Source organism: Crenobacter oryzisoli (assembly GCF_030385785.1).
Taxonomy (GTDB): Bacteria; Pseudomonadota; Gammaproteobacteria; order Burkholderiales; family Chromobacteriaceae; genus Crenobacter_A; species Crenobacter_A oryzisoli.
In genome coordinates, this window is sequence record NZ_JAUEDK010000051.1 from 1 (window position 1) to 22,808 (window position 22,808).

General features: G+C 62.9%; 23 protein-coding genes. 8 read left to right on the top strand and 15 right to left on the bottom strand.

From position 1 onward, the window contains the following. Positions 1-182: 182 nt before the first annotated feature. On the bottom strand, positions 183-1,217 hold the full coding sequence (locus tag QU481_RS19505; RefSeq protein WP_289831664.1) for a CDP-6-deoxy-delta-3,4-glucoseen reductase: 1,035 nt from the start codon (positions 1,215-1,217) through the stop codon (positions 183-185). Positions 1,218-1,257: 40 nt separating this feature from the next. Here QU481_RS19505 and QU481_RS19510 point away from each other — a divergent pair, with 40 nt between their 5' ends. Beyond that, positions 1,258-2,133, top strand: coding sequence for an SDR family oxidoreductase (locus tag QU481_RS19510; RefSeq protein WP_289831665.1), 876 nt, complete (start codon positions 1,258-1,260; stop codon positions 2,131-2,133). 64 nt (positions 2,134-2,197) lie between these two features. After that, entirely contained in the window at positions 2,198-2,878 is a 681-nt protein-coding gene (trmB, locus tag QU481_RS19515) for a tRNA (guanosine(46)-N7)-methyltransferase TrmB (protein WP_289831666.1), read from the top strand. 154 nt (positions 2,879-3,032) lie between these two features. On the opposite strand, the gene QU481_RS19520 is transcribed toward trmB, so the two are convergent. Then, a complete protein-coding gene (locus QU481_RS19520) occupies positions 3,033-3,521 on the bottom strand; it encodes a glutathione peroxidase (protein WP_289831667.1) in 489 nt (162 codons plus the stop codon). Positions 3,522-3,581: 60 nt separating this feature from the next. On the opposite strand from QU481_RS19520, the gene QU481_RS19525 reads away from it, so the two are divergent. Then, positions 3,582-4,058 (top strand): DUF1841 family protein, encoded by a 477-nt coding sequence (locus tag QU481_RS19525; RefSeq protein WP_289831668.1) that lies wholly within the window; start codon positions 3,582-3,584, stop codon positions 4,056-4,058. A gap of 81 nt (positions 4,059-4,139) precedes the next feature. Here the strand turns inward: QU481_RS19525 and QU481_RS19530 are convergent, their stop codons facing one another. Both QU481_RS19530 and QU481_RS19535 read right to left on the bottom strand, forming a co-directional pair. Then, complete coding sequence (locus tag QU481_RS19530; protein WP_289831669.1) at positions 4,140-5,090, bottom strand: D-2-hydroxyacid dehydrogenase; 951 nt, start codon at positions 5,088-5,090, stop codon at positions 4,140-4,142. Between the two features lie 11 nt (positions 5,091-5,101). Beyond that, positions 5,102-5,875 (bottom strand): DUF2189 domain-containing protein, encoded by a 774-nt coding sequence (locus tag QU481_RS19535; protein WP_289831670.1) that lies wholly within the window; start codon positions 5,873-5,875, stop codon positions 5,102-5,104. 151 nt (positions 5,876-6,026) lie between these two features. Here QU481_RS19535 and QU481_RS19540 point away from each other — a divergent pair, with 151 nt between their 5' ends. After that, positions 6,027-6,356 (top strand): FKBP-type peptidyl-prolyl cis-trans isomerase, encoded by a 330-nt coding sequence (locus tag QU481_RS19540; protein ID WP_289831671.1) that lies wholly within the window; start codon positions 6,027-6,029, stop codon positions 6,354-6,356. 73 nt (positions 6,357-6,429) lie between these two features. Here the strand turns inward: QU481_RS19540 and QU481_RS19545 are convergent, their stop codons facing one another. Next, positions 6,430-7,053, bottom strand: a complete 624-nt coding sequence (locus tag QU481_RS19545; RefSeq protein WP_289831672.1) for a DedA family protein — start codon at positions 7,051-7,053, stop codon at positions 6,430-6,432. A 113-nt stretch (positions 7,054-7,166) separates the two neighbouring features. Between QU481_RS19545 and alr the strand changes: the two genes are divergently transcribed. Then, positions 7,167-8,240: an alanine racemase gene (gene alr, locus QU481_RS19550; protein WP_289831673.1), complete on the top strand. Its 1,074-nt coding sequence runs from the start codon at positions 7,167-7,169 to the stop codon at positions 8,238-8,240. A gap of 80 nt (positions 8,241-8,320) precedes the next feature. On the opposite strand, the gene glmM is transcribed toward alr, so the two are convergent. The 4 genes from glmM to rlmE all read right to left on the bottom strand — a co-directional run bounded on the left by glmM (position 8,321) and on the right by rlmE (position 13,283). Beyond that, positions 8,321-9,658: a phosphoglucosamine mutase gene (gene glmM, locus QU481_RS19555; protein ID WP_289831674.1), complete on the bottom strand. Its 1,338-nt coding sequence runs from the start codon at positions 9,656-9,658 to the stop codon at positions 8,321-8,323. 116 nt (positions 9,659-9,774) lie between these two features. After that, the gene (gene folP, locus QU481_RS19560) at positions 9,775-10,605 is read right to left on the bottom strand and encodes a dihydropteroate synthase (protein WP_289831675.1); all 831 of its coding nucleotides are present in this window, start codon (positions 10,603-10,605) and stop codon (positions 9,775-9,777) included. A gap of 73 nt (positions 10,606-10,678) precedes the next feature. Continuing rightward, positions 10,679-12,586, bottom strand: a complete 1,908-nt coding sequence (gene ftsH / locus QU481_RS19565) for an ATP-dependent zinc metalloprotease FtsH (protein ID WP_289831676.1) — start codon at positions 12,584-12,586, stop codon at positions 10,679-10,681. Positions 12,587-12,665: 79 nt separating this feature from the next. Then, positions 12,666-13,283, bottom strand: a complete 618-nt coding sequence (rlmE, locus tag QU481_RS19570) for a 23S rRNA (uridine(2552)-2'-O)-methyltransferase RlmE (protein ID WP_289831695.1) — start codon at positions 13,281-13,283, stop codon at positions 12,666-12,668. 173 nt (positions 13,284-13,456) lie between these two features. On the opposite strand from rlmE, the gene yhbY reads away from it, so the two are divergent. Next, positions 13,457-13,780: a ribosome assembly RNA-binding protein YhbY gene (yhbY, locus tag QU481_RS19575; RefSeq protein ID WP_435381889.1), complete on the top strand. Its 324-nt coding sequence runs from the start codon at positions 13,457-13,459 to the stop codon at positions 13,778-13,780. Positions 13,781-13,868: 88 nt separating this feature from the next. Here yhbY and QU481_RS19580 read toward each other — a convergent pair whose 3' ends face one another. From QU481_RS19580 to QU481_RS19605, 6 genes are all read right to left on the bottom strand, one after another. Beyond that, the gene (locus tag QU481_RS19580; RefSeq protein ID WP_289831677.1) at positions 13,869-14,300 is read right to left on the bottom strand and encodes a DUF4149 domain-containing protein; all 432 of its coding nucleotides are present in this window, start codon (positions 14,298-14,300) and stop codon (positions 13,869-13,871) included. 23 nt (positions 14,301-14,323) lie between these two features. Continuing rightward, positions 14,324-14,800, bottom strand: coding sequence for a transcription elongation factor GreA (gene greA / locus QU481_RS19585; RefSeq protein WP_289831678.1), 477 nt, complete (start codon positions 14,798-14,800; stop codon positions 14,324-14,326). A gap of 148 nt (positions 14,801-14,948) precedes the next feature. Continuing rightward, complete coding sequence (carB, locus tag QU481_RS19590) at positions 14,949-18,164, bottom strand: carbamoyl-phosphate synthase large subunit (protein ID WP_289831679.1); 3,216 nt, start codon at positions 18,162-18,164, stop codon at positions 14,949-14,951. Between the two features lie 31 nt (positions 18,165-18,195). Further along, entirely contained in the window at positions 18,196-18,846 is a 651-nt protein-coding gene (gene leuE / locus QU481_RS19595) for a leucine efflux protein LeuE (RefSeq protein WP_289831680.1), read from the bottom strand. Between the two features lie 24 nt (positions 18,847-18,870). Beyond that, positions 18,871-20,001: a glutamine-hydrolyzing carbamoyl-phosphate synthase small subunit gene (carA, locus tag QU481_RS19600; protein ID WP_289831681.1), complete on the bottom strand. Its 1,131-nt coding sequence runs from the start codon at positions 19,999-20,001 to the stop codon at positions 18,871-18,873. A gap of 365 nt (positions 20,002-20,366) precedes the next feature. Beyond that, the gene (locus QU481_RS19605) at positions 20,367-20,726 is read right to left on the bottom strand and encodes a hypothetical protein (RefSeq protein ID WP_289831682.1); all 360 of its coding nucleotides are present in this window, start codon (positions 20,724-20,726) and stop codon (positions 20,367-20,369) included. On the opposite strand from QU481_RS19605, the gene QU481_RS19610 reads away from it, so the two are divergent. Next, positions 20,725-20,874, top strand: a complete 150-nt coding sequence (locus QU481_RS19610; RefSeq protein WP_289831683.1) for a hypothetical protein — start codon at positions 20,725-20,727, stop codon at positions 20,872-20,874. The genes QU481_RS19605 and QU481_RS19610 overlap by 2 nt on opposite strands. Positions 20,875-21,347: 473 nt before the next feature. Then, the gene (locus QU481_RS19615) at positions 21,348-22,538 is read left to right on the top strand and encodes a hypothetical protein (protein ID WP_289831684.1); all 1,191 of its coding nucleotides are present in this window, start codon (positions 21,348-21,350) and stop codon (positions 22,536-22,538) included. Positions 22,539-22,808: the final 270 nt, after the last annotated feature.

A 22,808-nucleotide genomic window follows, 5' to 3' on the forward strand; every position in this document is an offset into this window, starting at 1 on the left:
CGGCGCGCTTGCTGCGTCTGCGGGAACGCCTCGGGGAGTTGTTGCTACCGAAACAACGGCGGGGGCGTGAATGCCCCCGCGTGGTGAAAAAGCTGCCGTCCCGTTACCCAATCAAACAGGTTCGATCCGCTAAGTGAACGGCATTACCGCAATGCGGGGCTGTTTTCTGGAGCGCTGACGGTTCAGCTCGGGTTAGCGCCTTTCATGTCCTTCGACAGGAAGAACGCGTCGGAGAAGAACTCGTCTTCCGGCAGGCCGCGCGAGCCGGTGAAGCTCGTGTGCGCGGCTTCGACCATCACCGGTGCGCCGCAGGCGTAGACCTGGTAGCCGGACAAATCGTCGAAGTCATCGAGCACGGCCTGGTGCACAAAGCCGGTTCGACCAACCCAATTGTCCTCCGGCAACGCCTCGGAGAGGACCGGAATGAAGCTGAAACCCGGCAGTTGCTGCTGCCAGGAACCGGCCAGTTCGGCCATGTACAGGTCGGCCTTGGTGCGGGCGCCCCAGTACATCACCATCGGGCGGTTGATGCCGCTGTAGATGGCGTGTTCGATGATGCCCTTGATCGGGGCGAAGCCGGTGCCGCTGGCGATGAAGATGATCGGCTTGTCCGAGTCCTCGCGCAGGAAGAAGGTGCCCATCGGCCCCTTGAAGCGCATGATCTCGCGCTCCTTCATCGTGTTGAACACATACTCGGAGAAGCTGCCGCCCGGCTGGTTGCGGATGTGCAGCTCGATGAACGCGTCATCGTGCGGCGCATTGGCGATCGAGAAGCTGCGCTTCTTGCCGTCGCGCATCAGGATATCGATGTACTGGCCAGCGCGGAACTGCAGCCGCTCGGAGACCGGCAGCTTGAGCTTCAGAATCGCGACATCGTGCACCTTCTCGATCGACTCGACCCGGCACGGCAGCGTCTTGATCTGGATGTCGCCGACGCCGGTGACTTCGCGCACTTCGATGGTCACGTCACCCTGTGGCTTGGCGCAGCAGAACAGCGCCAGGCCCTGGGCCGCTTCCTGCTCGCTCAGCGCCTTGGCCTGATGCGCGCCCTGCTCGATCTGCCCTTCGACCACCTTGCCTTTGCAGGCGCCGCAGGCCCCGTCGCGGCAGCCGTACGGCAGGCCGACGCTATGACGCAGCGCGGCGTCGAGGATGGTTTCGTGGTCTTCCACGGCGAAGGTGTGGCCGCTCGGAAGCACCTTGACCTGACACGTCATGTTTTCTCTATCCTTGGTGTTTGCTCGCTACAATGCCAGCATGCTTACCTTATTGATTATCGGTTTCGGCGATGTGGCGCGCCGGGCGGTACCCATGCTGACCGGCCACTGGCGACTGCTCGCTGCGGTAAGACGGCCCGAACAAGCCGCCGCTGCTCGCGCGCTCGGCGTGACGCCACTGTTGGTCGACCTTGACCAGCCGGCTTTACTGCCCCGTCTGGCGGGCCTGGCCGATGCGCTGCTCTATACCGCTCCGCCCCCCGACCAGGGGGAGCGCGATCCGCGTCTGCGACGCTGTCTGGCGGCGCTGGCGAAAACGGGCAGCATACCACAGCGGGTGGTGTACATCAGTACCAGCGGCGTGTACGGCGACTGCGGCGGCGCCTGGGTGGACGAGACCCGGCCGTGTCGACCGGACACGGCGCGCGCCAAGCGTCGCTACGATGCCGAGCGCACGCTGCGCCACTTTGCCGCCCAGCATTGCGACACCAGCCTGACTATCCTGCGCGCCCCGGGTATCTATGCCGCCGAGCGGCTACCGCTGGCACGGCTGAGGAGCGAAGCACCCAACATCATCGAGACCGAAGACAGTATCAGCAACCACATCCACGCCGACGACCTAGCGATGCTGTGCGTCGTCGCTCTGCGGCGCACTGGCGGCATCCGCGTCTACAACGCCTGCGACACCGAGCCTTTGCCGGTCGGCGACTGGTACGACAAGCTCGCCGATGCCACCGGTCTGCCGCGCCCAGAGCGACTGCCGCGCGATGCGGTGCGACAACGGGTGTCACCGGGACTGTGGTCGTTTCTCGCCGAATCGCGCCGACTCAGCAATGGCCGCCTGGCTGAACTGAAAGTGCGGCTTGCCTACCCGAGCGTCGATGCCTTCCTCGCAGGCAGGACGCCGCCGCGTTAACGCTCGCTTCACGCCACCGGATTCGGTAACATCGCGTTCTTTTTGCGTTTTTCGGACAGGAATCATGGAAAATCCGGCCTACCAGCGACACATCAAGAGCTTCGTGCTGCGCCAAGGGCATTTGACGGCGGCGCAGCAGCGCGCCATGGATGAGGGCATGCCGCGCTGGGGGATCGAATACCGCGCCGAGCCTATGGACCTGGCCACCACCTTCGGCCGCCAGGCACCGAAGATTCTTGAGATTGGCTTCGGCATGGGCACTGCCACCGCCGAGATCGCCCGCACCTGCCCGGACAACGACTACCTCGGCGTCGAGGTGCACTCGCCCGGTGTCGGCAACCTGCTGAAACTGGTTGCCGAGCAGGACATCACCAACCTGCGCATCATCCGCCACGATGCCGTCGAAGTGATCGACCACATGCTGCCGGATGGCTCGCTCGATGGCATCCATATTTTCTTCCCCGACCCGTGGCCGAAGAAGCGCCACCACAAGCGCCGCCTGATCCAGGCGCCGCTGATCGCCAAGCTGGCGAAGAAACTGAAGACCGGCGGCTACCTGCACTGCGCCACTGACTGGGAAGAGTACGCGCAGCAGATGCTGGAAGTGCTGTCCGGCAATGAGGAGCTGGCCAACAGCGCCGACGGTTTCGCGCCACGACCGGCGTACCGACCGCTGACCAAGTTCGAGGCGCGCGGCATCAAGCTCGGTCACGGCGTCTGGGATGTGATCTTCACCCGTCGCTGATACACATCTCGTCCAAGCCCGTTCGGCCAACCTTGTCAGGTTGGCCGAATGCATTTAGCGACGTGACGTCGTTGTCCAGCCCGCACTACGCATCCGATGGCAGCGCTCCAGCCTGGGCGGCTGTTTCGGCAGGCATAGACCGCACCTAGCCCGCCTATCCGTTCGATCGGCCGACCAGGATGGCGATGTCGTCGAGCAGTTCGTACGGCGCCACCGCCGGCTCGAAGCGCTTCACCAGCCGCCCCTTCGAGTCGACCAGGAACTTGGTGAAGTTCCACTTGATCGGCTGCGGCTTGGCGCTGTCGGCGCCGGTCAGCCAGCGCCACAGCGGATGAGCGTTCGAGCCGTTCACCTCGATCTTGTCGAACAGATCGAAGCGGATCGCGAAGCGTGCCTCGCAGAACTGCGCGATCGCGTCGGCCGAACCGGGCTCCTGGCCGCCGAACTGATTGCACGGAAACGCCAGGATCGCCAGCTTCTCGGCACCGAAATGCTCGTACAGCTCCTGCAGCCCCTGGTATTGCGGGGTATAGCCACATTCGCTGGCGGTATTCACCACCAGCACGGTGCGCCCAGCATAGTCGGCCATCGACGCCTCGTGGCCGTCTAGGTGGCGGGCGCTGAAGTCGTGTAGCGTAGTCATGGCGGCTCTCCGTCGCTATCGCTATAATCTTTCCCGAGTTTTTTAGTCGGGTTTTAGACAATGTTTACACCCAGTCGCCAGGATGCGCGGCGCTTTTTCTTCGATACCTGGGCCAAGCACCAGGCCGGGCAGCCGCTGACCGATCTCGAGCAAATGACGCTCGCGATCCTGATCGCACATCCCGAATACCATCCCATCCTAGACAATCCTGCGCGTTATCTCGAACGCGAATGGACTCCGGAACTGGGTGAGACCAATCCTTTCCTGCATCTGGGCCTGCATCTGGCCATCGAAGAACAGCGCTCGATCGACCAGCCGTTCGGCATTCGCTCGTTGTATGCTCAGCTGGCGCTGCGCCTGGGCAGCGAGCACGACGCCCAGCACGCCTGCATGGAGGCGCTCGGAGAGATGATCTGGCATGCCCAGCGCTACGGCGGTGGCCCGGACGTCAACCGCTATCTGACGGGCATCCGCCAGCGTCTTGGCCTCGACCCCGAGGACACACCGCGCCTCAACCCAAACGAGATTCCGGACTGAGGGCGCCACAAGCGACTATCCCTTGATCACAGCAAAACGGCGAGCGCCAGGCTCGCCGTTTTCGTTACCCCATCTAGCGACTCACACCAGCCGGTTTGCCTCGCGCCCAGCGATAAAGGCGCCAATATTGTCGACGACCTGCTGCGCCAGCCGCCCCATCGCCTCGCCACTCGCCCATGCCACGTGCGGCGTGACGATCAGGTGTGGCACTCGTGCCTTCAACAGCGGGTTGCCATCGCGCGGCGGCTCGACCGACAGCACGTCGAAGCCTGCACCGCCGAGCTGCCCATACTTCAGCGCGGCGATCAGCGCCTCCTCGTCGACCAAGCCCCCTCGTGCGGTATTGATCAGGATCGCCCCCGACTTCATCCGCACCAATTCGGCCGCGCCGATCATGCCGCGTGTCTCGTCGGTGAGCGGACAGTGCAGCGAGATCACATCGGCCTGCTCCAGCACCGTGTCGAACGCTACATACCCCGGCCGCACGCTCGCCGCACCCTTGCGCTCGGCCTGCCACACCGTCATCCCAAAGGCCTCGGCTCGCTTGGCGAGCGCCTGGCCGATGCCGCCGCCGCCGACGATGCCGAGCGTCGCTCCGGCCAAATCGCGGATCGGCGCACCGAAGTGGCAGAACTGCCCGGCGTTCTGCCATACCCCGGCGGCCACGTCGCGCTGGTAGGCAGGCAGGTTGCGACGCAACGCGATCATCAGCATGAAGGCGTGCTCTGCCACCGTGTCGTCGCCGTAGTGGCGCACGTTGCATACCGCCACGCCGCGTGTGCGGCAGGCCTCGAGATCGATATGGTTGACACCGGTGGCGGCCACCGCAATCAGCTTGAGTCCCGGCAGCTCATCCAGCTGTGCGGCAGTGACTGGGACCTTGTTGGTGATCAGGATGTCGGCATTGGCCGCACGCTCGACCAGTTGTTCGGCCGACGTTGCCGGATACTCGGTGTAGCGATGCGGGAAGCCAAAAACGGGAACCGGGACAGCCAAGCTGTCCCGGTCGAGAAACACGATCGAATGGGTCATGAAGTATCTGGTCAGCGCTCGTAGGTTATCAGGGCGCGGTAGGCATGCCAGGTAGCGAGGCCAATCACCGGCATGATGAAGACCAGTCCGATGAAGTAGGTCAAGAAGCCCACCGCCGTCAATGCCACGATAATAGCCGCCCAACAGACCATCGTCAGCAGGTTCTTATAGACCGCTTGGAAGCTGGTGATCATTGCAGTGATGGCATCGACGTCCTTGTCGAGCATCATCGGGATCGACACCATGCTGATCGCAAAGGTGAACAGCGCGAAGAAGAAGCCGGTACCGAAGTAGGCGATCAGGAAGGCGAGGTTTTCCGGGCGCAGCGCGTTCACCACCAGCGAGTCGATCGTCGGCAGCGGTCCCTCGAAGAACAGCGCGAACATCAGCAACGACACGCGGAACCACGCGAACACCAGCACCGTCAGCAATACCACATACAGCGAGAAGCTCTGGATGTTCCCTCGCCACGACATCAGGCTCTGTGCCAGATTGATGCGCCGCCCCCCCATTTCCAGTTGCCGGGCAATGTCGTACAAACCGATCGCCAGGAATGGTCCGAGCAGCAGGAACATCGTCGACAGAGTGATCACGTACTCGGGAGCACGGTCGAAGTAAAACACCAAGAGGAAGCCCATCACGACAAAAGCGACGCCGTACAGCATGGCATCGGCTGGCGCCCGCTGCAGGTCGCGGTAGCCTAGCTTCAACCAAGCCACCGCATCGGATGGCTTCACATGATGCACCACCGGATGGTCCCGGGATGGCAGGTGGGTAATATCCATTACAGCCCCCTTCTCGCGAGTCACGTGGCAAAAGCCCCAGTATTTTTCCGTTATAAGCCATTGAACGGAAAACACAACTCGGCCACCACGGGGCTTACGAACAAGGCCTGCTACAATCAGCTTTCACTGTGCGATAATAAAAGGGCATGCAATGAGCAACGAATTGATTATTGAAGAACTGGAGCTGGGCACTGGCGCCGAAGCGGTCAAGGGCCAGGAAGTTACCGTGCACTATACCGGCTGGCTGACCGACGGCACCAAGTTCGATTCGAGCAAGGATCGCTCGCAGCCGTTCAGCTTCCCGCTTGGCGCGGGTTATGTGATCAAGGGCTGGGACGAAGGCGTGGCCGGCATGAAGGTGGGCGGCAAACGCAAGCTGACCATCCCTCCGCACCTGGGCTACGGCGCTCGCGGCGCCGGCGGCGTGATTCCGCCGAATGCCACGCTGGTCTTCGAAGTGGAGCTGCTGCAGGTAGGCTGAGTCGTCATTCCATCAGCACAAAACACAACGGGCTGCCCAATTGGCAGCCCGTTTTGTTCATATCCTTCGTTCGCTATTTGCGATGCGCTGCCGCAGCCAGCTTCTTCTTACGCCAGAAAACAACACCGACCGTCAGCAGCAGCAACCCCACCACAAGCAACAGGCCTGCTTGACCACGGTGGACCATCATCAGCAGCCATTCACGGTTGGACGCGCCGAAGTTGCCCAGATACACCCACACCGGCACTGAGATCAACGCAGCCAACCCATCCATCATCAAAAAACGCAGATAGGACACCTTGCCGCTCATCCCGGCGGTGATGAAGATCGGCGAGCGTAAACCGGGCAGAAAACGGGCAATGAACAGCACCCAGCTGCCGTACTTGTCGAACTTCTCCTGTACCGCATGAAAACGCTGTGGCGTCAGGATGCGGCCGATCGGACGAAAGCGCAGCACTTTAGGACCGAACACATGCCCGGCGGAGAATACCACCGCGTCCCCCACCAGGACCCCGGCCATCCCGACAGCGAACATTACATGCACATTGGCATAGCCGAGGCCGGAGATCACCCCACCGGCAACCAGGGTGATGTCTTCCGGGATCGGCACACCGAAACCACACAGCAGCAGCACGAAAAACACGGCGAGATAGCCGTAGCTCGTAAAAAAGTCGAGTAAGAGCTGAAGAATATCCATTAGTTTCCGCCGCGCCGTCGGCCGGTGAAGTTGCGTTTCCTGATGTGCAAGCTAGTGTATGCAAGTATTAACAGCGGCTTATAATAGCACACCACGTCGACCCACAATTTGCCATGACACGCCCTGTCTGTGTAGACATCGACCTTGCAGCCATACGACACAACTACTTGGTCTGTAAACAAAAAGCACCCAACTCGCGCACCTTCGCCGTGATCAAGGCCGACGCCTACGGCCACGGCAGCCTGGTGGTCGCCCAAGCGCTGGCCGACGTTGCCGACGGCTTCGCGCTGCTCAACATCGAGGACGCGTTACGCTTGCGCGATGCTGGCATTACCCAGCCCATCTTGCTGCTAGAAGGCCCGTTCGACACCGCCGAAGTCACCGCGATGAGCGAATACCGCCTGATCTGCGCGATCCACAGCGATCATCAGCTCGACTGGCTACGCCATGCGCCACTGCCCAGGCCGCTAGAAGTCTGGCTCAAACTCAACAGCGGCATGAACCGCCTGGGCTTCAAGCCGCAACGGCTTCCCGAGCTGCTTGCCACGCTCGCCTCGCTGCCTGCCATCATGCCAACCACCGTGATGACCCACTTCGCTACCGCCGATGACGCACGCGGCATCGCAACGCAGTGGCCGAGCTTCACCGCGGCGACCCGCTCCTGCGGCCTCGCACTCAGCGCCGCCAACTCGGCCGCGCTGTTCGCCTATCCCGAATGCTTCGCCGACGTGGTCAGGCCGGGGCTGGTACTGTATGGCGCCTCCCCCTTCGACGGTCAGACCGGCGCTGAACTCGGACTTAAACCCGCGATGACGTTGCGCGCCGATATCATCGCCGTCCAGGAACTGCAAACTGGCGACAGCGTGGGCTATGGCTCGCTGTTCTGCGCGGAGCGGCCGATGCGGATCGGCGTGGTCGCCTGCGGCTACGCCGACGGCTACCCACGCATCGTACCGACCGGCACCCCGGTCAGCGTCGACGGACAACCCAGTCGCACCATAGGGCGAGTCTCGATGGACATGCTGACCGTCGATCTGACCGAACTGCCCCTGGCTGGCGTCGGCAGTCGGGTCGAACTGTGGGGGCCAAATGTGCCGATCGAATGGGTCGCCGCCGCAGCCGGCACGCTCGCCTACGAGCTGATGTGCGCGATCACCGCGCGGGTACCGCGCCGCCTGCTGAGCTAGCCGACCCGAATCGCATCGTTCAGACGATTCTGCTAACTATGCCAAACGCCGCGTCCCACGCGGCGTTCCTGCTCTACCGTTCAGGCCGCTGCCTGCTCGATCGCCCCGGCAATGTCGCGGGCCCAGCGTTCAGCCAATGCCGCCTCGTCCGCCTCGACCATCACCCGTACCACCGGCTCCGTGCCGGATGGACGCAGCACCACCCGGCCGCGCCCGGCCAGTGCGGCCTCGGCGTCGGCGAGGCGTTCGGCCGACGCACGCTTCCAATCTTGGCCGTTCAGGCGCACGTTGATCAGCGTCTGGGGGAACGGCTGCCAGTCGCGGCACACATCGGCCAGCTCCATCTGCAGCTCGGCCAGGCTGTTGAACACCTGCAGCGCCGAGATGATGCCGTCGCCGGTCGAATGCTGGTCGAGACACAGCACATGGCCCGACGCCTCGCCGCCGACCTGCCAGCCGTTGGCGTGGAGCAGCTCCAGCACATAACGGTCGCCGACCTTGGCACGGGCGAACGGCACCCCCTGTTCGGCCAACGCCAGCTCCATCGCCATATTGGTCATCACCGTGCCGACCACACCGCCCTTCAGCTCGCCGCGCGCGGCGCGCGCCTTCGCGATCACATAGATAAGCTGATCGCCGTCGTAGCTGACGCCATTGCGGTCGACCATGATCAGGCGATCGCCGTCGCCGTCAAGCGCGACGCCGTAGTCGGCCGCATGCTCGAGCACCGCCTGCTGCAACGTCTCCGGATGGGTCGCGCCGACCTTGTCGTTGATGTTGTAGCCGGACGGCTCGCCGCCGATCACGACCACATCGGCGCCCAACTCGTGGAACACTTTTGGCGCAATGTGGTACGTGGCGCCGTGCGCGCAGTCGACCACAATCTTCAAACCGCGCAGGTTGCGGTCGTTCGGGAAGCCGCTCTTGCAGAACTCAATATAGCGGTCGGCCGCGCCGTCGATGCGGCGCGCCCGGCCAAGCTCGAGCGACGGCTTCGTGTCCATCGGATGCTCGAGCATCGCCTCGATTTCGAGTTCGAGCGCATCGTCGAGCTTCTTGCCGCCTTCGGCAAAGAACTTGATGCCATTATCCTGAAAGGCATTGTGCGACGCCGAAATCATCACACCGGCCGACAGGCGCAGCGCACGGGTGAGGTAGGCGATGCCCGGTGTCGGCAGCGGGCCGGTCAACAGCACATTGACCCCCGCGGCGGTGAAACCGGCCTGCAGCGCGGCCTCGAGCATGTAGCCGGAAATCCGTGTGTCCTTGCCGATCAGCACGGTCGGACGGGTCTGCGCCTCGTGATTCACCAGCACGCGGCCGGCCGCATAACCGAGCTTCAACACGAATTCGGGCGTGATCGGAAAACGGCCAACCTCGCCGCGCACGCCGTCGGTCCCAAAGTATTTACGAGCCATCGAAGCAATATCCTGAAAAAACTGCGGTAGTGTACCGTGCCCCATCCCGGTTAGGGCGTTCCCAGCCGACGGCCGGGGAGGCGAAGTATATGACGAAACGATGACGTGTTTTGTTCTTACAACGCCGCCAGCACCTGCAGCGCCTGGCGCGTGGCCTTCACGTCGTGCACGCGAATGATTTTGGCGCCGCGGCGAGCCGACTCCAGCGCCACCGCCACGCTCGCGCCCAGTCGCTCGACCGGTACCGCTTCGCCGGTGATCGCGCCAAGCATCGACTTGCGCGACATGCCAACCAGCAGTGGCACACCGGCACGGTGCTCCAGTTCCGGCAGTTCGCGCAGCAGCGCGAGGTTGTGCTCCAGCGTCTTGCCAAAGCCGAAGCCAGGATCGGCCAACAGCCGCTCGACGGCGATACCGGCATCGATGCACAGTCTCACCCGGCGCCCCAGATAGTTACCCACCTCGGCGACCACGTCGTCGTAATCGGGTTTGTCCTGCATCGTATCCGGGTTGCCCTGCTTGTGCATCAGGCACACCGCCACGTTGGCCGAAGCGGCAGCAAGCTCGAGCGCGCCATCATCCTCCAGCGCCGACACGTCGTTGATCAGGTCGAGCGCTCCGGTGGCGAGCGCAGCGCGCATCACGCTGGCGCGGCGGGTGTCCAGCGACAGCGGCACCCCGAGACCGGCCAGCTTTTCCAGCACTGGCAATACCCGCTCCAGTTCCTCGTCGGGGCTGACGTAGGGTGCGTTCGGCCGGGTCGACTCTCCGCCGATATCAATCAGTGCCGCGCCGTCCGCCACCATCTGCTCGGCATGACGCAAAGCGGTTTCAAGTCGGTCATAGCGGCCGCCGTCGGAAAACGAATCGGGGGTAACGTTGAGGATGCCCATCACCAACGGTCGGGACAGGTCGAGCCGATAGCGGCCGCACAGCAAAGTGGTCATTGCGAGGTATCCGTAGCAAAACAAAAGGCGGCAGCGTGCGCTGCCGCCTTGGCGGGAATAGGCAGGAACCGACTTACAGTTCCTGTGCCGGCATTGTGGTCGGCTCAGGAGCCGACGCGGATGGGCTTCCGCCGCTGGTCGGCGTGTAACCGTTGCCCGGCTTCGGTGGGCGCGGCGGCCTGCCGGCCATGATATCGTCGATCTGCTCGGCATCGATGGTTTCCCACTCGAGCAGCGCGGCGGTCATCGCCTCGACCTTATCGCGGTTCTCGTCGAGCAGTCGGCGCGCCAGCGTGTACTGTTCGTCGATGATGCGACGGATCTCGCTGTCGACCTGCTGCATCGTCGCCTCGGACAGGTTCTTGTGCGTGGTGACCGAGCGGCCGAGGAACACCTCACCCTCGTTCTCGCCGTATACCATCGGGCCGAGCTTGTCGCTCATGCCGTAGCGGGTCACCATGTCGCGCGCCATCTGGGTCGCCCGTTCGAAGTCGTTCGAAGCGCCGGTAGTCATCTGGTTCATGAACAGCTCTTCGGCGATCCGGCCGCCGAACAAGATCGCAACGCGATCAAGCAGGTACTGGCGGTCGTAGGCGTAGCGGTCCTCTTCCGGCAGCTGCATCGTCACGCCCAGCGCACGGCCGCGCGGAATGATGGTGACCTTGTGCACCGGGTCGGACTTCGGTAAGAGCTTGGCGACCACCGCGTGACCGGATTCGTGGTAGGCGGTGTTCCTCTTCTCGTCCTCGGTCATCACCATGCTGCGGCGCTCGGCGCCCATCATGATCTTGTCCTTGGCGGCCTCGAAGTCCTCCATGTCGACCAGCCGCTTGTTCCGGCGCGCCGCGAACAGTGCGGCCTCGTTCACCAGGTTGGCCAGGTCGGCGCCGGAAAAGCCCGGCGTGCCACGCGCGATGATCGGCGCGTCGACATCGGCGGCCACCGGTACCTTGCGCATGTGCACGGACAGGATCTGCTCGCGACCACGGATGTCCGGCAGCGGCACCACCACCTGGCGGTCGAAACGGCCCGGGCGCTGCAGCGCCGGGTCGAGCACGTCCGGACGGTTGGTCGCAGCGATCACGATCACGGTAGTATTGGTTTCAAAACCATCCATCTCGACCAAGAGCTGATTCAGCGTCTGTTCACGCTCGTCGTTGCCACCGCCGAGGCCGGCACCACGCTGGCGGCCAACCGCGTCGATTTCGTCGATGAAGATAATGCACGGCGAATTTTTCTTCGCCTGCTCGAACATGTCGCGCACGCGGGCCGCGCCGACACCGACGAACATTTCGACGAAATCGGAGCCGGAAATACTGAAGAACGGCACCTTGGCTTCGCCTGCGATGGCCTTGGCAAGCAGCGTCTTACCGGTACCCGGAGAGCCGCACAGCAAGATGCCGCGCGGGATACGGCCGCCCAGGCTCTGGTAGCGAGTCGGGTCACGCAGGTAGTCGACGATTTCCTTCACTTCCTCCTTGGCTTCATCGCAACCGGCGACGTCCTGGAAGGTGACGGTATTGGTGTCCTGGTCGAGCATGCGGGCCTTGCTCTTGCCGAACGAGAATGCCCCGCCCTTGCCGCCGCCCTGCATCTGGCGCATGAAGAATACCCAGACGCCGATCAACAGCAGCATCGGGAACCAGCTGATGAAGATGTTCATCAACAGGCTCGGCTCTTCTTCCGGCTTGGCGGCGAAGCGCACGTTGTTCTTGATCAGGTCGTCGACCAGCTGCGGGTCGTACGGCGCATAGGTCGCGAAGGTGGTGCCGTCGGTGCGCTTACCCTTGAGCCATTGGCCACGCAGCGGATGGCCCTCGATGGTCAGCGACTGTACCTTGCCGGACTCCACGTCGCTGATGAACTGGGAGTATTCGACCTGATTCTGCGCATCCTGGCGCTTATTGAACTGGTTGAATACTGTCATCAGCACCAGCCCGATAATCACCCAGATGGCGATATTCTTACCAATATTGTTCACTCGATGGGACTCCTTTGCGCCCTGACGCTTTCTGTGGCCCGTGTCATTTAACGAATTGTAAACCCGCCCCTCTGGAATGTCAGCGCCGAGACTTGCCCAGAAGATAGATTTCGTTGGAACGGTCGCGCGAGGCCTTGGGCTTGCGGCTGACCACTTCGACGAAAAGCTCGCGCATCGCCTTCAGATAATCCTGGAACTCGCTGCCCTGAAACACTTTGACGAGAAAATGGCCGCCCGGTTTCAAATGATCGCGGGCAAACTCCAGCGCCAGTTCGGTCAGGTGGAAGCTGCGGGCCTGATCGATCGCGCTCATTCCGGAGATATTGGGGGCCATATCGGAAATAACAAGGTCCAGCGCACGCCCGCCAAGTAGACGCACGAACTCGTCGAGCACCTCCTGCTCCCGGAAATCACCTTGGATGAAATCGACCCCAGGTAGCGGATCCATCGGCAGAATGTCGAGCGCAAACACCTTGCCCTTGTCACCGACAATCTGCGCGGCCACCTGCGACCAACTGCCCGGCGCGCTGCCGAGGTCAGCGAGCACGGTGCCGGGGCGGATTAGCTTGTCCTTCTCGTTGATTTCCAACAGTTTGTAGGCGGCACGCGAGCGGTAGCCGTCCTTTTGCGCCTGATGGACATAATGGTCGTGAACGTGTTCGGAGAGCCACGCCTTGCTGGTTTTGGATCTTGCCATGCTGTTTCTGTCTGCACGGGCGCTGCTCGCACCCGGGTGATTCGGTGACCGGTCAGTACCGATCGTAACGGAAAGTCGGCAGTGCTGTCGTGTTTTCACCCGCCGTCGACCCCGACCTTTGGGAAAGCGGGCAAAGTTTAGTAGAATCCGGGTTTATTCAGGATACCCTACCCATGAAAATCGAGTTGACTACGACCGAACGTCAGTACCTGAAAGGGCTGGCCCATGGTCTGAACCCGGTGGTGATGATTGGCAGCAACGGCCTGACCGAAGCGGTGATCCGCGAAGTGGCCGTCAACCTCGATGCCCACGAGCTGATCAAGGTGCGCGTGCTCGGCGACGACCGCGATGCCCGTGTCGCCATGTACGAGCAATTGTGCGACGAGCTCGGCGCAGCCCCCGTACAGCACATTGGCAAACTCCTGGTGCTGTGGCGTCCGTCCGACAAGGAAAAGATCGTTCTGCCCAAGCCGAGCAAGAAAAAAGCGGCCAAATAAGCGCCCTCTTCTCGAAGACAAAAGCGGTGGCCAAGCCACCGCTTTTATTTTATCCGTTCAGCTGACCCCGATTGCTGATCGGCGCGGCTTAACTGTCTCTTTTGAGCACGTAGACCAAGCCGAGCAAGCTCTGTACCAGATAGATCAGGCTGGAGATCGCGTGCCAGGTGGCGAAGCCGCCGCCGAACATACCCTGTGCCGCGTGGTTCATCCCCTGCTTGAGCTGGGCGATGATAGGCGTGACGGCGAACTGGTTGATCACCGTACAGGCGAGCATACCGAACGCTACCCAGAACAGGGCGCCCTTCACGCCGCTAACCCCGTCGCGCCAGACGATATCGACCAGCAGCAGAATGCCGCAGATCAAGCCCACCCAGCCAAGCACGGCGAAAATCCGCCCCGCCACCATGCCGGCGGTGACCCGGTCTAGCGAGGCAAACAGCAAGGGGGCCACCATCAGCCCGACTATCCACATGCCGCCAATCCACAACGTTGCGGCGATGGCGCGTATCCAGTTCATGCAGCCTCCCGGGTTCGGACCGATTAGCGGTAATGCACTTCCAGCACTTCGTATTCGCGGATGCCGCCAGGCGCCATCACCTCGGCAACGTCACCGGCTTCCTTGCCGATCAGGGCGCGAGCGATCGGCGAATTCACCGACACCTTGCCGAGCTTAATGTCCGCCTCATCGTCGCCGACGATCTGGTAGGTCACGCTGTCCTCGGACTCCATGTCCATCAGGTCGACGGTAGTGCCGAACACGATGCGACCGTCGGCGTCGAGTTCGGCCGGATTGATGATCTGTGCATTCGACAGCTTGCCTTCCAGTTCGGCGATACGGCCTTCGACGAAGGCTTGGCGCTCCTTGGCTGCCTCATATTCGGCGTTCTCGGACAGGTCGCCATGCGAGCGGGCCTCGGCGATCGCTTCGATCACGCTGGGGCGCTCCACGCTTTTCAAGCGCTGTAGCTCTTCCTTGAGCAGCTCCGCGCCACGCACGGTCAACGGGACTTTAATCATGGGTTTCTCTCCAGGGCGGCCGGGCCGCCTGCGATACAAAAAACGCAAGCCGCCGTACAGGACGGCGGCTTGGCTGATGCTTGATTTGCCAAAGATTGTAACGGGAAACGGCGTCCGGTTCAAAGAGGGACCGAACGCCGCCCGTCATTTATTTGGCATCGACTACCTGGGCATGCAGACCCTGCACGCTATAGACGTCGAAGTCGTCGGCATGGCCCATACCGACGCACACCGCCTTGGCGCCGGCCAGGGTGGTGTACTGCGGCACGCGCATCTGCAGTGCACTGCGACGGATGGAGTGGCTGTCCTGGATCGCCTGACGTTTCTCGTCGACGGTGTTGACCACCAGCGCCACTTCGCCGTTCTTGATCATGTCGACGATGTGCGGACGGCCCTCGGCCACCTTGTTCACCGCCTGGACGATGATGCCAGCCTCCTGCAGCACCTTGGCGGTGCCACGGGTCGCGCACACGCCGAAGCCCAGACGCTGCAGTTCGCGCGCCACTTCGACCGCACCGGCCTTGTCACTGTCGCGCACCGACAGGAACACCTTGCCGGTCTTCGGCAGGCGGTCGCCGGCGGCCAACTGGCTCTTCACATACGCCTCGGCGAAGGTGCGGCCGACGCCCATCACTTCACCGGTCGACTTCATTTCCGGGCCGAGGATGGTATCGACGCCCGGGAACTTGATGAACGGGAAGACGGCTTCCTTCACCGAGTAGTACGGCGGCACGATCTCGCGGGTGAAGCCCTGTTCGGCCAGCGAGATACCAGCCATCGCGCGGGCAGCGATCTTCGCCAGCGGCGCGCTGGTCGCCTTGGAGACGAACGGCACGGTACGCGAAGCGCGTGGGTTCACTTCCAGCACGTAGATGGTGTCGCCCTGGATCGCGAACTGCACGTTCATCAGGCCGACCACGTTCAGCGCCTTGGCCATCGCAATGGTCTGGCGTCGGATCTCATCCTGCACTGCCGGGAACAGGCTGTACGGCGGCAGCGAGCAACCGGAGTCACCCGAGTGCACACCGGCTTGTTCGACGTGCTGCATGATGCCGCCGATCACCACCTGCTCGCCATCGGACACCGCGTCGACGTCGACTTCGATCGCATCGTTCAGGAAGCGGTCGAGCAGCACCGGACTGTCGTTCGACACCTTCACCGCCTCGCGCATGTAGCGCTCGAGGTCGGCCGGCTCGTGCACGATTTCCATCGCACGGCCGCCCAACACGTAGGACGGACGCACCACAAGCGGGTAACCGATCTCCTCGGCCAGCTTCATCGCATCGGCCGGGGTGCGGGCGGTGCGGTTCGGCGGCTGCTTCAGGCCCAGCTCCTGCAGCAGCTTCTGGAAGCGCTCGCGGTCCTCGGCGGCGTCGATCATGTCCGGGCTGGTGCCGATGATCGGCACGCCGTTGGCTTCCAGTGCGCGCGCCAGCTTCAGCGGGGTCTGGCCACCGTACTGCACGATCACGCCAAACGGCTTCTCGACGCGGCAGATTTCCAGCACGTCTTCCAGCGTCAGCGGCTCGAAGTACAGACGGTCGGAAGTGTCGTAGTCGGTCGACACCGTCTCCGGGTTGCAGTTGACCATGATGGTCTCGAAGCCCGACTCACGCAGGCTGAGCGCAGCGTGCACGCAGCAGTAGTCGAACTCGATGCCCTGACCGATGCGGTTAGGACCGCCGCCGAGCACCATGATCTTCTTCTTGTCGGTCGGCTGCGATTCACACTCTTCCTCATAGCTCGAGTACATGTATGCGGTGTTGGTCGCGAACTCGGCCGCGCAGGTGTCGACCCGCTTGTACACCGGATGCAGGTTCAGTGCCCAGCGCTTGGCGCGCACCGCGCCCTGGTCGACGCCCAGCAGGGCGCCCAAGCGGCGGTCGGAGAAGCCCTTGCGCTTCAGGCGACGCAGTTCGGCGTAGTCGAAGCCTTCGATCTTGCGACCGGCCAGCGCCTTTTCCTCGCCGACGATGTCCTCGATCTGCGCGAGGAACCACGGGTCGATCTTGCTGATCGCGAAGATGTCGTCGCGGCTCATGCCGACGCGGAACGCATCGGCGACGTAGAGGATGCGCTCCGGACCTGGGGTGCCCAATTCGTGGCGGATCTTCTCCAGATCGGTGGTGACCGGGTCGAAGCCGGACAGGCCGGTTTCCAGACCGCGCAGCGCCTTCTGCATCGATTCCTGCAGGGTGCGACCCATCGCCATCACCTCTCCGACCGACTTCATCTGCGTGGTCAGGCGGTCATCGGCCTGCGGGAATTTCTCGAATGCGAAGCGCGGAATCTTGGTCACGACGTAGTCGATCGACGGCTCGAACGAGGCCGGGGTCGCACCGCCGGTGATGTCGTTCTTCAGCTCGTCGAGGGTAAAGCCGACCGCGAGCTTGGCGGCAATCTTGGCGATCGGGAAGCCGGTGGCCTTGGACGCCAGCGCCGACGAACGCGACACGCGCGGGTTCATCTCGATGACGATCATTTCGCCGGTGTCCGGGTTGGTCGCGAACTGCACGTTCGAACCACCGGTGTCCACACCGATCTCGCGCAGCACCGCCAGGGAGGCGTTGCGCATGATCTGGTATTCCTTGTCGGTCAGCGTCTGCGCTGGGGCGACGGTGATCGAGTCGCCGGTGTGCACGCCCATCGGATCGAAGTTCTCGATCGAACAGATGATGATGCAGTTGTCGTTCTTATCGCGAACGACTTCCATCTCGTACTCTTTCCAGCCGAGCACCGATTGTTCGATCAGCAGTTCGTGGGTCGGTGACGCCTCGAAACCGCGCCCGCAAATCGCCAGGAATTCCTCGGGGTTGTACGCGATGCCGCCGCCGGAGCCGCCCATGGTGAACGACGGACGAATCAGCGTCGGGAAGCCCACCTTGGTCTGCGCCTCGAGCGCTTCTTCCATCGTGTGCGCGATGAACGACAGCGGGCAGGACAGGCCGATCTTGGCCATCGCCTCCTTGAAGCGGCCACGGTCCTCGGCCTTGTCGATCGCGTCCTCGGTGGCGCCGATCAGTTCGACCTTGTACTTGTCGAGCACGCCGTTGCGCGCCAGATCGAGCGCACAGTTCAGCGCGGTCTGGCCGCCCATCGTCGGCAGGATCGCGTCCGGGCGCTCCTTGGCGATGATCTTCTCGACCACCTGCCAGTTGATCGGCTCGATGTAGGTAACATCGGCCATGTTCGGGTCGGTCATGATGGTGGCCGGGTTGCTGTTGACCAGGATGACCTTGTAACCCTCTTCGCGCAGCGCCTTGCACGCCTGCGCGCCGGAATAGTCGAATTCGCAGGCCTGACCAATCACGATCGGGCCGGCGCCAATAATCAGAATGCTTTTAATGTCGGTACGTTTCGGCATCGCTCTATCTCGATATTCAATTCGGTGTTGCTTAATTCAGGCTGGCTGCGGCCAGCTTGGCCCCAAAGCCCAGGAACAGTACGCCCACCCCGCCGGTTGCCGCGCCGGCCAACCTACGCCGGGCGCGGAATGCCGCCGCCAGGCGCACACCGGCCAGGATCAGCACAGTCAGATAGGTGGCACTGCAGGCCTGCACGATCAACCCGAGCGCGACGAAGGTCAGCGCCGGATGCGAGTAGGCAGGGTCGACGAACTGCACGAAAAACGACAGGAAGAACAGGATCGCCTTGGGGTTCATCAGGCTGATCGACAGCGCCCGGGTGAACGGGTTGCGCATGTCCACCGCCAGAGCCGCCGAGCCGGTGTCGACCGGCGCCGGGGCGGACCAGCTCTTGACCGCTCCCTTCAGCATGTTGACGCCGACCCACGCCAGGTATGCCGCACCAGCGTACTTCAGCACCAGAAACAGCCCCGGCAGCGCCTTCAACAGCGACGCAGCTCCCGCCGCAGTGGCGAGCATCAACATCGCGTCGCCGGTGAACACCCCGAACGCGCCGACGAAACCGGCCTTCACACCGCGCTGCGCCGCCACAGACAGCACATACAGCGAGTTCGGGCCCGGCAACAGCACGATGAAGATGGTGCCTATCAGGAAGGTCAGCGGGTCGGTGATCCCCAACATGGTCGTTCTCCTGCGTCTTTCTGTTTAGCTTCGGCGTTCGGCCAACAACGCAACGAAACGGTCAAACAGGTAAGCGACATCGTTCGGGCCCGGGCTCGCTTCCGGGTGGCCCTGGAACGAAAACGCCGGACGGTCGGTCAGCGCGATGCCCTGCACGGTGCCGTCGAACAGCGAACGGTGGGTGACGCGCACGTTCGCCGGCAGGCTGGTCTCGTCGACCTGGAAGCCGTGGTTCTGGCTGGTGATCATCACGCGGCCGGAGTCGAGGTCCTGCACCGGGTGGTTGGCACCGTGGTGACCGAACTTCATCTTCGAGGTCTGGCCGCCGGTCGCTAGGCCGAGCAGCTGGTGGCCGAGGCAGATGCCGAACACCGGCAGCTTGGTGTCGAGGATTTCCTTGATCGCGGCGATCGCGTAGTCACACGGTTCCGGGTCTCCTGGGCCGTTCGACAGGAACACGCCGTCCGGGTTGAGCGCCAGCACGTCCTTGGCCGGGGTCTGAGCCGGCACTACGGTCAGGCGGCAGCCGCGCTCGGCCAACATGCGCAGGATGTTTTGCTTGACGCCGAAGTCGTAGGCGACCACGTGGTACTTCGCCTCGGGCTGGACACCGTAGCCTTCGCCGAGACGCCACTCGCGGGTGTCCCAATGGTAAGGCTGCTCACAGCTGACCACCTTGGCCAGATCCTGGCCGGCCATCGAGCCGAAGCCCCTGGCCAGCTCCACCGCGCGCGCCTCGTCGAGGTCCTCGCCGGCCATGATGCAGCCGGCCTGAGCGCCCTTCTCGCGCAACAGGCGGGTGAGCTTGCGAGTGTCGATGTCGGCGATCGCGACAACGTTGTTGGCTTTCAGGTATTCCGACAGCGAGTTCTCCGCACGGAAGTTGCTGTGCAACAGCGGCAGATCGCGGATGATCAGACCCGATGCAAAAACGGCGCGGGATTCGGTATCTTCCGAATTCGCGCCGACATTGCCAATATGGGGATACGTCAGAGTGACGAGTTGCTTGGTATAGGAAGGATCGGTCAGAATCTCCTGATACCCGGTGATGGCGGTATTGAAGACCACTTCGCCAACGGTGAAACCAGCGGCACCGATGGCAGTGCCTTTGAATATCGTACCGTCAGCCAAGGCAAGAAGTGCGGGCATGGACATTGGCTGGCTCCTGTTTGCTGTTAGCATTTAGTGCTTTTATGATGGCTTTATGCGAATAACGGGACGCAGTGCGGCGGCACTTGTCCCGTTTGGATAAACCTTTAAATAATAACGCGATTTTCCCTTTGACACAACAGCTGGTCGGGTAAATTCGCTACTTTACCTGCCCGGCGTACTGGCTCTTGCAGACCGGCCGACCTATCGGCAGCAGCAACGGACGCAGCCCTTTAGCCAGTTCCGGCGCACTGTCGGCGTTGCCGGCGAGCGTTAGCCGCGTCCCTGGCTACCAATGCCCTCCCCCTGCAAAACCAGTGGGCCGGCTAGCGTTGCGAGACTCAGCCCCCCCTTGCCGGCACCGGCCACGCTCAGCCGGTAGCGTCCGAACGGCCGCACCGTGCTGACATTGGCGCTGGCACGATCCCAGTCCAGCTGCAATTGCCCGATAACTGGCTCCGCTGCCCGGCCCAACTGCCCAGCTGCAACGCCAACCTGCCGCCGAGACCGGCGTCGCGCCAGGCTGGGACCGCCTCGGCGACCACCACCGCCAGCAATTCCAGCACCCGCTGCTCAATGCGCACACCGTGCCGGTCAGGCGTCGGCCGGCCCTGTTGGCCCGACGAGTCGAGCCGCCAGGCCAGTTCGCCGCTACGTAAGGCGCGTGGCTCGAGGTGCCAGCCTAGCCGGCTCGACCGCAGCACCTCGCGCTCCCCCTGATAGTAGAGCATGCAACCACCGTCCCATAGGCTGCCACGGCTCGGCCAAGTGCAGCCGGCCGCCGCGGCTCCGCGCCAGCACCAGGTCAAGCAGGCTGGCCGGGAGATGCGGGCCTTGTTGCGTGCGGTCTGCTTCTGGGCCGGCAGTCACACCAGCTGATAGCCCCGCACCGTGACCAGCAACACGCCCAGCACTATCAGCAGCAGGCGCACACGCGGATTGCGCGCCGTTCACCAGCGGTCGACCTGGGCCAGCAATGCGATTGCTCCAGAACGCGCCGCCGAACACCAATGCCCCTGTCAACAGCGCATCAACCGGCACACGGTGCAAGCACGACAAAGACAGGCGCCACCGCGCAATACAACAACGGCGTCGGCGGATGGAGACTGGTGGACAGGGACATCGGCGACCAACCTTGTCATTGAATGACTCAAATAGTCAGACTCTAGTTTGAAGACGTCACGTCAACATGATTTTGTCATTTAATATTGGCAAAATAAAGTTTAAGTAGTTATCACAAACTTTTCTTCTGGATGATGCAAGCAACTATGCTGGGAATAAACAACACCCTCGTTTAGCCACCACTCTTTCTGGGGTGGGCGCTCATGAAGAGATGACGTGGAGGCCCCGGCATGCATACATCATCGCCATTCAGCTTGTTCGCACTCACTCTGGGCTGCGCTCTACTCACCGCCTGTGGGGGGGGAGGCGGTGGCAGCGGCGGGTATAGCAGCAACACCCTTGGCAAGCCGGCCAACGGTGGCAGCACAGGCAGCAACGGCGGCAGCGCCGGTGACACCGGCAGCAACAGCGGCAGCTCGGGCCAGCCCGATGGCAGCGGCAATGGAGGGGTCGCCCCCCCCCTGCCGCGCAGCATGACCATCTCCGGCCGAGCAATAGATGGTTATCTGCAGGGCGCCACCGTGTGCGTCGACCTGAACGATAACGGACAATGCGAGCCGGGGGACCCGAGCACCACCACCAGCGCGAACGGCTCCTACAGCCTGACCGTCGACCCCCAACAAGCGTGGGGCAAAAAGATGCTGGCCGAAGTGGGGCCGAACACCGTCGACATCAGCAGCGGCGGACACTTCACCACCTCGTTCACCTTGGCCACCGTGATCGAGGATCCAACTACCCCAATCCATATCACGCCGATCACGACCCTGGTCACCGCCAAGCGCATCGAGGGCTGGAGCAAGACAGCGGCGGAAATAGCCGTACAGCAGGTCGCGCGCGCCAGCGGCGCGAACCCGGGCAATCTGTACGACGACTACCTGGCCAATGGCGACACCGCCACCGCCGATCTTGCCAGCGCCATCATCTCCAAGCTGACCAACGCGACACTGGCCGGCGCATCACCAATCGACCTTGCCAGCCAGCGCGCGATCGCCAGCGCCATCGTCGACGGCGGCACGCTCAGCAGCGTCAACGCAAGCAGTGTCGCCACCGCCAAGTCGCGGCCGGTATTCACCATCAACCTGAGCGCCAGCAACATGCTCGGCAATCCGCTCTACAGCTACTTCGGCCTCACTGGCAGCCTGGTCCCGGTGCGCACTGTCGCCCTACTGGCCTCCAACCAGTACAGCGTAGACCGTCAGAACTATGCTTCGAGCAGCTGGAGCAGCGCTGCACCGGTCGATTACCACTCCACCCAAGGCGGCAACACCCTACAGGACAATGGCCGCGGGAGCGGCTTCATCGCTGCTGCCAATCTGGTCCAGCCGTATGGCGTACGCAGCGTGATCAACAATCGCATCCACGCCATCGACCCGAACAGGGGCATCAAGGAACCTTCGAGCTGGGCATCAGCAACGCGCTAGTCGCGCCGTTCAGCTATCAAGGCATCGGAGGCTATCTGCTGTGCAATAAGTTCGCCGGCGTTGGGGCCGTGGCAGCGGTGACCGATGCGATAGGCGGCAACGGGCCGCTCTATGTCACCAATCCGCAGACCGCCAGCGACCGGCTAATGCTGCCATCATCGAGCAACTGTCCCGGCAACGGCACCATCCCTGGTCGCCAGGGATCACCGAAGACAGCGTCAGCCACTGCAACAACCTAGCCAGCATGCCCCCCCCCCGGCCGCGTATACC

Excerpts from the sequence above, each read along its gene's own strand:
- QU481_RS19520 (WP_289831667.1), bottom strand. The coding sequence starts at position 3,521 with ATGACTACGCTACACGACTTCAGCGCCCGCCACCTAGACGGCCACGAG.
- QU481_RS19505 (WP_289831664.1), bottom strand. The coding sequence starts at position 1,217 with ATGACGTGTCAGGTCAAGGTGCTTCCGAGCGGCCACACCTTCGCCGTG.
- carB (WP_289831679.1), bottom strand. The coding sequence starts at position 18,164 with ATGCCGAAACGTACCGACATTAAAAGCATTCTGATTATTGGCGCCGGC.
- QU481_RS19615 (WP_289831684.1), top strand. The coding sequence starts at position 21,348 with ATGCATACATCATCGCCATTCAGCTTGTTCGCACTCACTCTGGGCTGC.
- QU481_RS19605 (WP_289831682.1), bottom strand. The coding sequence starts at position 20,726 with ATGCTCTACTATCAGGGGGAGCGCGAGGTGCTGCGGTCGAGCCGGCTA.
- QU481_RS19545 (WP_289831672.1), bottom strand. The coding sequence starts at position 7,053 with ATGGATATTCTTCAGCTCTTACTCGACTTTTTTACGAGCTACGGCTAT.
- alr (WP_289831673.1), top strand. The coding sequence starts at position 7,167 with ATGACACGCCCTGTCTGTGTAGACATCGACCTTGCAGCCATACGACAC.
- rlmE (WP_289831695.1), bottom strand. The coding sequence starts at position 13,283 with ATGGCAAGATCCAAAACCAGCAAGGCGTGGCTCTCCGAACACGTTCAC.
- trmB (WP_289831666.1), top strand. The coding sequence starts at position 2,198 with ATGGAAAATCCGGCCTACCAGCGACACATCAAGAGCTTCGTGCTGCGC.
- yhbY (WP_435381889.1), top strand. The coding sequence starts at position 13,457 with ATGAAAATCGAGTTGACTACGACCGAACGTCAGTACCTGAAAGGGCTG.
- folP (WP_289831675.1), bottom strand. The coding sequence starts at position 10,605 with ATGACCACTTTGCTGTGCGGCCGCTATCGGCTCGACCTGTCCCGACCG.
- QU481_RS19525 (WP_289831668.1), top strand. The coding sequence starts at position 3,582 with ATGTTTACACCCAGTCGCCAGGATGCGCGGCGCTTTTTCTTCGATACC.
- QU481_RS19530 (WP_289831669.1), bottom strand. The coding sequence starts at position 5,090 with ATGACCCATTCGATCGTGTTTCTCGACCGGGACAGCTTGGCTGTCCCG.
- QU481_RS19510 (WP_289831665.1), top strand. The coding sequence starts at position 1,258 with ATGCTTACCTTATTGATTATCGGTTTCGGCGATGTGGCGCGCCGGGCG.
- carA (WP_289831681.1), bottom strand. The coding sequence starts at position 20,001 with ATGTCCATGCCCGCACTTCTTGCCTTGGCTGACGGTACGATATTCAAA.
- glmM (WP_289831674.1), bottom strand. The coding sequence starts at position 9,658 with ATGGCTCGTAAATACTTTGGGACCGACGGCGTGCGCGGCGAGGTTGGC.
- QU481_RS19535 (WP_289831670.1), bottom strand. The coding sequence starts at position 5,875 with ATGGATATTACCCACCTGCCATCCCGGGACCATCCGGTGGTGCATCAT.
- leuE (WP_289831680.1), bottom strand. The coding sequence starts at position 18,846 with ATGTTGGGGATCACCGACCCGCTGACCTTCCTGATAGGCACCATCTTC.
- QU481_RS19540 (WP_289831671.1), top strand. The coding sequence starts at position 6,027 with ATGAGCAACGAATTGATTATTGAAGAACTGGAGCTGGGCACTGGCGCC.
- QU481_RS19610 (WP_289831683.1), top strand. The coding sequence starts at position 20,725 with ATGCAACCACCGTCCCATAGGCTGCCACGGCTCGGCCAAGTGCAGCCG.
- QU481_RS19580 (WP_289831677.1), bottom strand. The coding sequence starts at position 14,300 with ATGAACTGGATACGCGCCATCGCCGCAACGTTGTGGATTGGCGGCATG.
- greA (WP_289831678.1), bottom strand. The coding sequence starts at position 14,800 with ATGATTAAAGTCCCGTTGACCGTGCGTGGCGCGGAGCTGCTCAAGGAA.